The sequence below is a fragment of the Pseudomonas sp. AO-1 genome (assembly GCF_019775695.1).
Taxonomy (GTDB): domain Bacteria; phylum Pseudomonadota; class Gammaproteobacteria; order Pseudomonadales; family Pseudomonadaceae; genus Aquipseudomonas; species Aquipseudomonas parakoreensis.
In genome coordinates, this window is record NZ_CP079947.1 from 572374 (window position 1) to 584014 (window position 11641).

The 11641-nt window shown below is 60.8% G+C and carries 15 protein-coding genes; 8 read left to right on the plus strand and 7 right to left on the minus strand.

Annotated elements, in window-relative coordinates; translation table 11 throughout:
* Positions 1 to 196 precede the first annotated feature (196 nt).
* From ftsY to rpoH, 4 genes are all read left to right on the plus strand, one after another.
* Complete coding sequence (gene ftsY / locus KVQ82_RS02680) at positions 197 to 1699, plus strand: signal recognition particle-docking protein FtsY (RefSeq protein ID WP_222017899.1); 1503 nt, start codon at positions 197 to 199, stop codon at positions 1697 to 1699.
* Positions 1696 to 2367, plus strand: a complete 672-nt coding sequence (gene ftsE, locus KVQ82_RS02685; RefSeq protein WP_003229148.1) for a cell division ATP-binding protein FtsE — start codon at positions 1696 to 1698, stop codon at positions 2365 to 2367. Before ftsY ends, ftsE begins: the two co-directional genes overlap by 4 nt.
* Complete coding sequence (gene ftsX, locus KVQ82_RS02690; protein WP_007964135.1) at positions 2364 to 3389, plus strand: permease-like cell division protein FtsX; 1026 nt, start codon at positions 2364 to 2366, stop codon at positions 3387 to 3389. The genes ftsE and ftsX overlap by 4 nt, the downstream gene beginning before the upstream one ends.
* A gap of 115 nt (positions 3390 to 3504) precedes the next feature.
* Positions 3505 to 4359 (plus strand): RNA polymerase sigma factor RpoH, encoded by an 855-nt coding sequence (gene rpoH / locus KVQ82_RS02695; RefSeq protein WP_003229146.1) that lies wholly within the window; start codon positions 3505 to 3507, stop codon positions 4357 to 4359.
* 205 nt (positions 4360 to 4564) lie between these two features.
* Here the strand turns inward: rpoH and mtgA are convergent, their stop codons facing one another.
* Positions 4565 to 5287, minus strand: coding sequence for a monofunctional biosynthetic peptidoglycan transglycosylase (gene mtgA, locus KVQ82_RS02700; protein WP_108184096.1), 723 nt, complete (start codon positions 5285 to 5287; stop codon positions 4565 to 4567).
* 74 nt (positions 5288 to 5361) lie between these two features.
* Between mtgA and KVQ82_RS02705 the strand changes: the two genes are divergently transcribed.
* The 4 genes from KVQ82_RS02705 to trmB all read left to right on the plus strand — a co-directional run bounded on the left by KVQ82_RS02705 (position 5362) and on the right by trmB (position 7604).
* Positions 5362 to 5733 carry a DUF423 domain-containing protein gene (locus tag KVQ82_RS02705; RefSeq protein ID WP_041063556.1) on the plus strand — a complete coding sequence of 124 codons (372 nt, stop codon included), beginning with the start codon at positions 5362 to 5364 and terminating at the stop codon, positions 5731 to 5733.
* Positions 5734 to 5813: 80 nt separating this feature from the next.
* Positions 5814 to 6014, plus strand: a complete 201-nt coding sequence (gene thiS / locus KVQ82_RS02710) for a sulfur carrier protein ThiS (RefSeq protein WP_161794890.1) — start codon at positions 5814 to 5816, stop codon at positions 6012 to 6014.
* A gap of 60 nt (positions 6015 to 6074) precedes the next feature.
* Complete coding sequence (locus tag KVQ82_RS02715; protein ID WP_007964131.1) at positions 6075 to 6869, plus strand: thiazole synthase; 795 nt, start codon at positions 6075 to 6077, stop codon at positions 6867 to 6869.
* Between the two features lie 9 nt (positions 6870 to 6878).
* Positions 6879 to 7604 carry a tRNA (guanosine(46)-N7)-methyltransferase TrmB gene (gene trmB, locus KVQ82_RS02720; protein ID WP_222017900.1) on the plus strand — a complete coding sequence of 242 codons (726 nt, stop codon included), beginning with the start codon at positions 6879 to 6881 and terminating at the stop codon, positions 7602 to 7604.
* Between the two features lie 129 nt (positions 7605 to 7733).
* On the opposite strand, the gene KVQ82_RS02725 is transcribed toward trmB, so the two are convergent.
* From KVQ82_RS02725 to metW, 6 genes are all read right to left on the minus strand, one after another.
* The gene (locus tag KVQ82_RS02725) at positions 7734 to 8282 is read right to left on the minus strand and encodes an RNA 2'-phosphotransferase (protein ID WP_222017902.1); all 549 of its coding nucleotides are present in this window, start codon (positions 8280 to 8282) and stop codon (positions 7734 to 7736) included.
* Between the two features lie 130 nt (positions 8283 to 8412).
* A complete protein-coding gene (locus KVQ82_RS02730; protein WP_003229134.1) occupies positions 8413 to 8736 on the minus strand; it encodes a DUF3392 domain-containing protein in 324 nt (107 codons plus the stop codon).
* 28 nt (positions 8737 to 8764) lie between these two features.
* Positions 8765 to 9967 carry a radical SAM family heme chaperone HemW gene (hemW, locus tag KVQ82_RS02735; protein ID WP_260687982.1) on the minus strand — a complete coding sequence of 401 codons (1203 nt, stop codon included), beginning with the start codon at positions 9965 to 9967 and terminating at the stop codon, positions 8765 to 8767.
* Positions 9964 to 10560 carry an RdgB/HAM1 family non-canonical purine NTP pyrophosphatase gene (gene rdgB / locus KVQ82_RS02740; protein ID WP_041063545.1) on the minus strand — a complete coding sequence of 199 codons (597 nt, stop codon included), beginning with the start codon at positions 10558 to 10560 and terminating at the stop codon, positions 9964 to 9966. Before rdgB ends, hemW begins: the two co-directional genes overlap by 4 nt.
* On the minus strand, positions 10557 to 10991 hold the full coding sequence (locus KVQ82_RS02745; protein WP_027610575.1) for a DUF4426 domain-containing protein: 435 nt from the start codon (positions 10989 to 10991) through the stop codon (positions 10557 to 10559). The genes rdgB and KVQ82_RS02745 overlap by 4 nt, the downstream gene beginning before the upstream one ends.
* Before the next feature lie 26 nt (positions 10992 to 11017).
* Positions 11018 to 11638, minus strand: a complete 621-nt coding sequence (gene metW, locus KVQ82_RS02750) for a methionine biosynthesis protein MetW (RefSeq protein ID WP_003229126.1) — start codon at positions 11636 to 11638, stop codon at positions 11018 to 11020.
* Positions 11639 to 11641: the final 3 nt, after the last annotated feature.

Below are 11641 nucleotides of genomic sequence, written 5' to 3' on the forward strand. Positions count from 1 at the left end.
TTATCGACTAGACTTCGCTTTTTCGCCGATTTTGCCGGTTTAGTCCTTCGTTAATACGAATCTTTGGGGTGCCGCTGGCGCCTCGACAAAATGTTGCGCGTGAACAAGCTGGATGAAACACAGTCTGTTCTGCATCGAATATTTATTTGCCGGGGCGCCCTTATGGCGCGTCGCTACCGTGAGATAGCCGTCCTCCATGTTTGGTTCCAACGACGACAAGAAGACCCCAGCTGCGGCTGGCGAGAAGAAAAGCCTGTTCGGATGGCTGCGTAAGAAACCGCAGGAACCCGTCGTCGAACAGCCGCCCGCGATTCCTGAACCGGCTCCGACGCCAGCGCCTGCTATAGAAGAAGAGCCGGCGCCGATCGTGCTGCCGATTGCCGAGCCGGTGCTGCAACCGGTCGAGCCCGAGCCAGAACCTGAAACCCCGGTGGCGGCCGAGCTGCCACTGACTCCGGCGGTCGAGCCGTGGCTGACCTTGCCGGTGGCGGAAGAGCCGGTGGCGTTGGTCGAAGAGGCCGCGCCGCATGTGACGCCGCCGATTCCGGCGCCTGCCGCGTTCGTCCCTGAAGTCGCTCCGGCGCCAGTGGTTGAGCCGGTTGTCGAGCCTGCGCCGGTTGTTCCCGAACCCGTGGCCCCGGTGTTCGTCGCCCCTGTTGCGCCGGTCGTTCAGCAGCCTGCACCTGCACCGGTCGTCGCTGCTCCGGTGGTGCCGGTAGAAGTCGTCGCTGAAACGCCAGTGGAAGCCCCGCGCAGCGAAGAAACCAAAGTCGGCTTTTTCGCCCGCCTCAAGCAAGGCCTGTCGAAAACCAGCGCCAGCATCGGCGAGGGCATGGCCAGCCTGTTTCTCGGCCGTAAAACCATTGATGACGACCTGCTAGATGAGCTGGAAACCCGTCTGCTGACCGCCGACGTCGGTGTCGAAGCCACTACGCAGATCATCCAGCGCTTGACTCAGAAGGTCGCCCGCAAGGAGCTGGCCGATGCCGACGCGCTGTACAAGTCGCTGCAGGCCGAGCTGGCGGCGATGCTGAAACCGGTCGAACAGCCGCTGAAAATCGCCTCGCAGACCAAGCCGTTCGTGATTCTGGTGGTTGGCGTCAACGGCGCCGGCAAGACCACCACCATCGGCAAGCTGGCGAAGAAGCTGCAGCTGGAAGGCAAGAAAGTCATGCTCGCCGCCGGTGACACCTTCCGCGCCGCTGCCGTTGAGCAGTTGCAGGTCTGGGGTGAGCGCAACAAGATCCCGGTGATCGCCCAGCACACTGGCGCGGACTCGGCTTCAGTGATCTTCGACGCCGTGCAGGCCGCCAAGGCCCGTGGCATTGACGTGCTGATCGCCGACACCGCCGGTCGTCTGCATACCAAAGACAACCTGATGGAAGAACTGAAGAAAGTTCGCCGGGTGATCGGCAAGCTCGACGCCGACGCGCCGCACGAAGTGTTGCTGGTGCTCGACGCCGGCACCGGTCAGAACGCCATCAACCAGGCCAAGCAATTCAACCAGACCGTCGAACTGACCGGCCTGGCGCTGACCAAGCTCGACGGCACCGCCAAGGGCGGGGTGATTTTCGCCCTGGCCAAGCAGTTTGGCCTGCCGATCCGCTACATCGGCGTCGGTGAAGGCATCGACGATCTGCGTACCTTTGAAGCCGAACCCTTTGTCCAGGCACTGTTTGCCGAGCGGGAGCGTTCATGATTCGTTTCGAACAGGTCGGTAAACGCTACCCGAACGGTCACGTCGGCTTGCATGAGCTGAGCTTTCGAGTCCGTCGTGGCGAGTTTCTGTTTGTCACCGGTCACTCCGGTGCTGGTAAATCCACGCTGTTGCGCCTGTTGCTGGCGATGGAGCGTCCGACCAGCGGCAAACTGCTGCTGGCCGGGCAGGACCTGAGCACCATCAGTAACGCGCAGATTCCGTTCCTGCGCCGGCAGATCGGCGTGGTGTTCCAGAATCACCAGTTGCTGTTCGATCGCACGGTGTTCAACAACGTCGCGCTGCCGCTGCAGATTCTCGGGTTGTCCAAGGCCGAGATCGCCAAGCGCGTCGATTCGGCGCTGGAGCGCGTGGCGCTGTCGGATAAAACCGATCTGTACCCCGGCGACCTGTCCACTGGTCAACAGCAGCGCGTCGGTATCGCCCGCGCCATCGTCCACCGTCCGGCGCTGCTGCTGGCGGACGAACCGACCGGTAACCTCGACCCGCGCCTGGCGGCCGAGATCATGGGCGTCTTCGAAGACATCAACCGGCTGGGCACCAGCGTGCTGATCGCCAGTCACGACCTGGCCCTGATTGCGCGCATGCGGCACCGCATGCTGACCTTGCAACGCGGCCGACTGATCGGCGACGGGGAGGCCGGCGTATGAGTGCGACACGCAGTCCGAAGGTTTCCGAGCGCGTGGCCCCGAAGGCCGCCGACCCGCAACCGCCGAAGAAGAAAAAACACGACGATGACGATGGCCCGGACTTCTCCACGCTGTTGCGTTCGTGGATCGAAAGCCATCGTGCCAGCCTGCTCGACAGCCTGCGTCGCCTTGGCAAGCAGCCGATCGGCAGCTTCTTCACCTGCATGGTGATGGCCGTGGCGCTGAGCTTGCCGATGGGCCTGTCGCTGCTGATCAACAACGTCGAGCGTCTAGGCGGTTCGTGGCAGCGGGCGGCGCAGATTTCGTTGTATCTGCAACTGGATGCCACGCCCGCGCAAGGCGAGTCGTTGCGCGAGCAGATCAAAGGCATGCCCGGCGTTGCTGATGCCGAATATGTCGGTCGTGATCAGGCGCTGGAAGAGTTCCAGCAGCAGTCCGGTCTGGGCGAAGCCCTGCGCGAGCTGCCGGAGAACCCGCTGCCGGGCGTGGTGCTGGTGACCCCGAACGAGGTCGACAAGCCGACCCTGGAAGCATTAAGACAAAAACTTTCCGAGCTGCCCAAGGTACAACAGGCGCAACTTGATCTAGTCTGGGTCGAGCGTCTGGCCGCCATCCTCAAGCTCGGTGATCGTTTTGTCTTCGGTCTGACGGTGCTGTTGGTTTCTGCATTACTTTTGGTGATAGGCAATACCATTCGTCTTCATATTGAAAACCGCCGCACAGAGATAGAAGTGATTAAACTCGTCGGCGGCACTGACAGCTATGTGCGTCGCCCCTTCCTTTATATGGGCGCGTTGTATGGCTTCGGTGCAGGTGTTCTGTCCTGGGGTGTGCTGGCGTTCGGCCTGAACTGGCTGAACGACGCGGTGGTTGGATTGGCCGGCTTGTACGGCAGTGATTTCGCGCTGGCCGGAGTGCCAGTTGCCGACGGTCTGTCGCTCTTGCTTGGCGCGGTGCTGTTGGGTTATATCGGTGCATGGATTGCAGTCGCACGTCATCTCAGGGAGCTGGCGCCGAAGTAGAATCTTTTTTGCGCGTGATTGACCTTGCGGTTTTTTTGGGAACTTGCACTTGAATTCCCGGTCAATTTTTCGCAGTGCCGAGAGGCACGAGTATGTAAGTGGGAGGTTTTTTCGCATGACCAATTCTTTGCAACCTGCGTACGCGTTGGTTCCGGGTGCGAACCTGGAAGCCTATGTGCACACCGTCAACAGCATTCCATTGCTGACGCCGGAGCAGGAGCGTGAACTGGCCGAGAGTCTCTACTATGAGCAGGATTTGGGGGCGGCTCGGCAGATGGTGCTCGCCCACCTGCGATTTGTCGTACACATCGCCCGTAGCTATTCCGGCTACGGTCTGGCTCAGGCTGACCTGATCCAGGAAGGCAACGTCGGCCTGATGAAGGCTGTAAAGCGCTTCAACCCGGAAATGGGTGTGCGTCTGGTGTCGTTCGCCGTGCACTGGATCAAGGCGGAAATTCACGAGTTCATCCTGCGCAACTGGCGCATTGTGAAAGTCGCGACCACCAAGGCCCAGCGCAAGCTGTTCTTCAACCTGCGCAGCCAGAAGAAGCGTCTTGCATGGCTGAACAACGAGGAAGTCCACCGTGTGGCGGAAAGCCTCGGCGTCGAACCGCGTGAAGTGCGCGAGATGGAAAGTCGCCTGACCGGCCATGACATGGCTTTCGACCCGGCTGCAGAAGCTGACGACGACAGTGCTTTCCAGTCGCCGGCCAACTATCTGGAAGACCACCGGTACGACCCGGCGCGTCAGCTGGAAGATGCCGACTGGAGCGACAACTCCAATCACAACCTGCACGAAGCGCTGGAAGTGCTGGACGAGCGTAGCCGTGACATCCTCTACCAGCGCTGGCTGGCAGAAGAGAAAGCCACGCTGCACGACCTGGCACAGAAGTACAACGTGTCGGCCGAGCGGATCCGTCAGCTCGAGAAGAGCGCGATGAACAAGCTCAAGTTGTCGATCGCCGCGTAACTGGCGCTCAGGCAAACAAAAACGCCCCGATCAGCGATGATCGGGGCGTTTTTTATGCGCATATGTCAGGGCGGCATTAATCTCTGTGGGAGCTGGCTTGCCAGCGATGGCGTCGGGTCAGTCATGTAGATGGTGGCTGAACTACCGCTATCGCGGGCAAGCCCGCTCCCACAGGGATTTTCAGTGTCTATAAGAACAGTGAGGGCTATTGCGCCCAAGGCGCCCGACGCGAATCATCCAGCCCCAGCAAATAACTGGTCCCGCCCAACTGGCTCATCTGCTGGCGAATCCACCCGGCCCGGCGCGATACATAAGCTGTCGGATGGCTCGCACTCCACACTCGCGGATTGGGCAGTACTGCCGCCAGATAACTGGCCTGCTGGCGCGACAGTGACTTGGCGCTCACACCAAAGTGATGACGTGCTGCGGCTTCGGCACCAAACACCCCGTCATCCCACTCGACGCTGTTCAGGTAAACCTCAAGAATCCGCTGCTTGGGCCAGAACACTTCGATCAGTCCGGTAAACCAGGCTTCCAGGCCTTTGCGCAGATAGCTGCGCCCCGACCACAGAAACAGGTTTTTCGACACTTGCTGGCTCAGGGTGCTGGCGCCGCGAATCGAACCGCCGAGTTCGTTGTGGGCCAACGCCGCCTGGATCGCGCCGAAGTCAAAACCCCAGTGCTCGGGAAATTTCTGATCTTCGCCGGCCATGACCGCGACTTTGAGGTCATCGGAGATTTCGTCCCACGATTTCCAGGTGCGCTGCAGGTCAATCGGCTCGCCGTCGACCCAGGATTCGATCTTGCGCTCGACCATCAGCGCCGTGCCCGGCGGCGGCACGAAGCGAAACAGCAACACCAGCAACACACTGCCGCCCGCGAACCAGAGCAGGGCCTTCGTGAGACGACGCAAAAGTGAACGCAGCATAGAGATGGCTTGGCCGAACCGATAGAGCGGGCCATTATACAGACCCTGCCGAACGAGTCTGACTGGAGTTCCACATGCTGCGTGGCTTTCTGATGCTGGCCGCTTTCTTTGGTTTTACCGGTGTGGGCCTTGGCGCCTTCGCCGCTCATGGCCTGAAAAACCGCCTGACCCCCGAGTATCTGGCGATTTTCCACACTGGCGTGACCTATCAGCTGGTGCACGCTTTGGCGTTGTTTGGTGTTGCACTGTTGGCCTCGCAGATTCAGGGGCGTCTCGTCGCTTGGGCGGGGGCATCGTTCACCCTCGGTATCCTGCTGTTCTCCGGCAGTCTGTATGTGCTGACCACCACCGGCATCAGCAAGCTCGGCATCATTACCCCGTTCGGCGGTCTGGCGTTTCTGGTCGGCTGGCTGTGCCTTGGGCTTGCCGCCTGGCGCCTGCAGTAAACCGCTTGACGCTTGGTGCTGACCTTTAGGTCATGATCGGGCTAGAATGCCACCCCCTAAAAATGATGGCGGCCTGGCGCATGCGCATTCAGTTGAACGGCGAATCCCTTGAACTGCCCGACGGTGAAACCGTTGCGGCCCTGATTGCCCGTATGGACCTGACCGGTCGGCGGGTGGCAGTTGAACTCAATCTGGATATCGTCCCGCGCAGTCAGCATGCCGACACCGTTCTCAATGATGGCGACCATGTTGAAGTGGTGCACGCCATCGGCGGCGGCTAGTCGCCCGGCCCGCAAGGGCACAGAATTCTGCAAGACCCTCACCCCTAAAGAGGATTCCCCATGAGCATCGTTCGTAGCGACAAGCCTTTCGTCCTGGCCGGTCGTACTTACCAGTCGCGTTTGCTGGTCGGTACCGGCAAGTACCGTGACATGGAAGAAACCCGTCAGGCCATCGAAGCCTCGGGTGCCGAGATCGTCACTTTCGCCGTGCGCCGCACCAACCTCGGCCAGATCGAAGGCGAGCCGAACCTGCTCGAAGTGCTGTCGCCGGATCGCTACACCTTCCTGCCGAACACCGCCGGTTGCTACGACGCTATCGAAGCCGTGCGCACCTGCCGCCTGGCCCGTGAGCTGCTCGATGGTCACAACCTGGTGAAGCTGGAAGTGCTGGCCGACCAGAAAACCCTGTTCCCCAATGTGATCGAAACCCTCAAAGCCGCGGAAACGCTGGTCAAGGAAGGCTTCGACGTGATGGTTTACACCAGTGATGACCCGATCATCGCTCGCCAACTGGCGGAAATCGGCTGCATCGCGGTCATGCCGCTGGCCGGTCTGATCGGTTCCGGTCTGGGGATCTGCAACCCGTACAACCTGCAGATCATCCTCGAAGAAGCGAAAATTCCGGTGCTGGTGGATGCCGGTGTCGGTACCGCCTCCGACGCCACCATCGCCATGGAACTGGGCTGTGACGCCGTGCTGATGAACTCGGCCATCGCCCATGCTCAGCAACCGGTGATGATGGCCCAAGCCATGCAACACGCGATCGTCGCAGGCCGCTTGGCCTATCTCGCCGGCCGCATGCCGAAAAAACTCTATGCCAGCGCCTCTTCGCCGCTGGATGGTCTGATCAAGTAAGAGCCATTGATGACTGAATCGAACGACACGCCTCTCCAGACGGAAGAGGGCGACGAGCGCCAACACCGCCGCATCAAGAGCTTCGTGATGCGCGCCGGGCGCATGACCGAAGGCCAGCAACGTGGTCTGGACCAGGGCGCGCCGCTGTACGTGCTGCCGCTGGCCGACGCGCCGGTGGATTACGATCAAGTGTTCGGCCGTTCGGCGCCGCGCTCGCTGGAGATCGGTTTCGGCATGGGCCATTCGTTGCTGGAAATGGCCGCGGCGGCGCCGGATGAGGACTTCATCGGTGTTGAAGTGCACCGTCCGGGTGTTGGCGCGCTGCTCAACGGCGTGCTGACTCAGGGCCTGACCAACCTGCGCGTCTACGATTGCGACGCGATCGAAGTGCTCAACCGCTGCATCGCCGACAACAGCCTCGATCGCCTGATGCTGTTCTTCCCGGACCCGTGGCACAAGAGCCGTCACCACAAGCGTCGCATCGTTCAGGCGTCCTTCGCCGAACTGGTGCGCAGCAAGCTGAAGGTTGGCGGCATCCTGCACATGGCCACCGACTGGGAACCGTACGCCGAGTACATGCTGGAAGTGATGAACGTCGCCCCGGGCTACCGCAACCTCGCCGAAGACGGCAAATGCGTACCACGCCCGGCCGAACGCCCGATCACCAAGTTCGAACGCCGCGGCGAACGTCTTGGGCATGGCGTGTGGGATCTGAAGTTCGAGAAAATCGCTTAAGCAACATGCAATAAAAACGGTGGGAGCGAGCTTGCTCGCGAATGCGATGGATCATTCAACGCTGAGTTGACTGACACTACGCCTTCGCGAGCAAGCTCGCTCCCACAGTTGTTTTGGGTGTTCGAGAAATTACAGGGTAGAGATGAAGCGCACCGGTACATGCTCTGTCAGCCAAACGCCGTTTTCGGCCTGATAGAACTTCAAACCCTGTTCTTCCATCTGCCGTGCGGCGACTTTCAGAATCACCACGGTGCCATAGCGCTGCCCGACGGCCGAAGCGGTGCCGATGTCTTGGGAAAGGTGCACGTGATGGCGTGATCCCGGGATCAGACCCTGTTCTTTGATTGAATCAAGAAAGCGCGTTGCTGTGCCGTGATACAGCGTTTGCGGTGGCTGTTTCTGCTCGAACTGCAGATCCACGCTTTTCGTTGAGTGGCCCTGAACCGCACGAATCAGTTGGCCGTCCTCGGAAATCGAGAAGCGCTTCTTGTCGCTACTTGTCACGATCGCTTCAATCAGTTCGCGATCCAGTTCACGACCGTCACGCGCAGCGCCGCTGATCAGTGCGTCGATATTCGCCCAGCCTTCAGAATCCAGCACCAGACCGATCGCCTGAGGTTCGTGGCGCAATACGAAGCTGAGAAATTTGCTTGTTTCGTCCAACAGTTTTTTGCTCATGAACTTCCCTGTCTCTTGACGCAATCGAATGTAGGAGCTGCGGCACGCTGCGATCTTTTGATCTTGATTTGAAGATCAAAAGATCGCAGCGTGCCGCAGCTCCTACAGTTGTTTTGGGGGTACTGAAAGATCAGCGGCGGTCGGCGACTACGCCTATCAACACCAGCACCACCAGCAACACCGGCGCCAGGCTGTAGTTGTTGAACTGGCTCAGGCCCTTGACCACCCACGGCGTCGCGTAGATCAGCGCGGCACCGCTGCCGATCACGCACAGCAGGGCCATCAACGGTACGCGCAGGGCGCCGGCGATGCTGCCCAGGCGTTGCTCGACCCAGCCTTTGAAGTCGGCACCGAACAGCACCAGCAGGCAGCCCACCAGGGCCAGGGCGATTTCCGAGAGATTGCTGCGACTCCAGCGGGACACGGTAGCGAGCAGGTCGAGTATCAAATCCATGGGTTTTTCCTTGGGGCGGGCGTCAGGCTCAGCTCAGAAATTTCTGCAGCAAGTCGTTGAGGAACAGTTGTCCGCGCTCGGTGGCCGCCAGACGTGACGGTTCGACCTGCATCAGGCCGCTTTGTTCGGCCTCGCGGCGGTGTTCGGCGAGACTTTCCAGCGGCAGGCCGGTGCGTTCCGGATACAGGCGCGATTCCACCCCGGCCGTCAGGCGCAGGGCATTCATCAGGAACTCGAATGGCATCTCATCGTTGCTCAGCGCTTTTTCGCCAGCCTGGAAGCTCTTGGCCGGGTTGAGATAGTCCTTTGGCAAGCGCGTCTTCCAGGTGCGCACAATGCGCCCGTCCGGATGGCTGAGCTTGCCGTGGGCGCCGGCGCCGATGCCGATGAAGTCGCCGAAACTCCAGTAATTGAGGTTATGCCGCGCCGGACGCCCGGGCTGGGCATAGGCCGAGACCTCGTATTGCGCGTAACCGTGCGCGGCCAGCAGCGCTTGTCCGGCTTCCTGAATGTCCCACAGCGTGTCGTCTTCCGGCAGCACCGGCGGCTGGTTCCAGAACACCGTGTTCGGCTCCAGCGTCAGCTGATACCAGGAGATGTGCGTCGGTTTCAGTTCGATGGCCTGGCGCAGATCGCTCAAGGCATCGTCCAGCGACTGGTCGGGCAGGCCATGCATCAGATCGAGGTTGAAGTTATCGAACCCGGCCTGACGCGCCATACCTGCCGCGCGCACCGCTTCGTCGCCGTTGTGGATACGTCCGAGGGCTTCGAGTTTCTGCTGCTGGAAGCTCTGGATGCCGATCGACAGGCGATTGATCCCCAGCTTGCGATACGCGACGAACTTCTCTTGCTCGAAGGTGCCTGGATTGGCCTCCAGGGTGATCTCGATGTCGTGCGCAAACGGGATGCGCTGCTCGACGCCTTTGAGCAGGCGCCCGAGGGCTTCGGCGCTGAACAGACTCGGCGTACCGCCACCGAAGAAGATCGAACTGATTTCACGGCCATACACCGCGTGCAGGTCCTGATCGAGATCGGCCAGCAACGCGTCGACGTATTCCTCTTCCGGCAGCACCGGGCTGGCGGTGTGCGAGTTGAAGTCGCAATACGGGCATTTGCGCACACACCACGGAATGTGGATGTACAGCGCCAGAGGCGGCAGCGTCGGCAGCGGCGCCCGAGGCGAAGAGGCGCCGCCGATGATCAGCGACGACGCGGGGTGACTATCGGTCATTTCAAACCCAGACGCTGGCGCAGCAGATCCATTGCACGGGCGCGGTGGCTGATCTGGTTTTTGTCGGCCGGGCTCAGTTCGGCGCTGGACACGTCACGCTCCGGCACCCAGAACAGCGGGTCGTAGCCGAAACCGTGCTCGCCGCTGGCGGCGGTCAGGATGCGCCCGTGCCACAGGCCTTCGCAGAGGATCGGCAGCGGATCATCGGCATGCCGCACCAGTGCCAGCACGCAGACGAACTGCGCACCGCGCTCGGCTTGCGGCACGTCTTTAAGCGCGTCGAGCAGTTTGGCGTTGTTCGCCGCATCACCCTTGCCGTCGGCATAGCGCGCCGAGTAGATGCCCGGCGCGCCGCCAAGGAAATCCACCGCCAGGCCGGAATCGTCGGCCAGCGCCGGCAGCCCGGAGATGCGCGCGGCATTGCGCGCCTTGAGGATCGCGTTCTCGACGAACGACAGACCGGTTTCTTCCGGTTCGACCTTGCTCCATTCGCCGATCGAGCGCAGTTGCACCGAATCGCCGAGCATGGCCTGGAGTTCCTTGAGTTTGCCGGCGTTATGGCTGGCCAGTACGAGTTGCGTGAGGTTCATCATTCGCCGGGAAAGAGTTCTTGGTTGAAGTTGATGGTGTTGATCTTGTCGCCGTTCTGCACCTTGATTTCAAAGGTGCGGGTTTCCTGCTGCTCCACCGGGTACTGCGCGATGTAGTAGATCGCGCCCTGTTCGGTGACCTGGCGGAAGTTCAGCGGCACGCTCTGGCTGGTCAGGTCTTTGACTGTGCCAGTGACGTTGGCGATCAGCGGTTTGCCGTCCTTGATCACCGAGACGTTGATCACGCCCTGGTTCTTGCTGCGGATCAGCTCGGCTGCCTTGGCGATGTCGGGTGTCAGGAAGGTCGAGTTGAAGGTGTTGTAGTGCACGGTAACGTCACCGAACACTTCCTTGCGTTCGCCCTTGATGGCATCGGCGGCCACCGCCGACAGACTCAGGCAGGCGGCCAATAGCACAGTAATCAAGCGACCCATGATCGTTCTCCTCGAAATGTCGTGGTTCAGACCGCGACCCGATGATCTGCAAGCACCGGGCTGCTGACGCGGTAGATACCAATCTCACCTAACAGATTAGGCCATAGCTTACTGGCCCACCCGTGGCGGTGCTGTTGATCCACGGCAAGCCGATCAATGACCTTCGCATCACGTTCGCGACAAAGTTCTTCAAAGTCTTCGAAGGTGCAGAAGTGAATGTTCGGCGTGTTGTACCAGGTGTACGGCAGAAATTCCGACACCGGCATCCGGCCCTTGCTTGCCAGATACCAGCGGCATCGCCAGTGACCGAAGTTGGGGAAGGTGATGATGCACTGACGACCGACCCGGAGCATTTCGTCGAGGATCTTGTCCGGGTAATGCACGGCTTGCAGGGCCTGGGTCATGACGACGATGTCGAAACTGTTGCTGGCGAAGTTGCCCAGGCCCTTGTCCAGGTCCTGCTCGATGACGTTGATGCCCTTGGCCACGCATTCGGCGATGTTGTCGGCGTCGTTTTCCAGGCCATAACCGGTGACGTTCTTGTTGTCGCGCAGCCAGGTCAGCAGTTCGCCGTCGCCGCAGCCGAGGTCGAGCACGCGGCTGCCGGCGGGGATCCATTCCTGGATGATTTCCAGATCAGCTCTCATGGC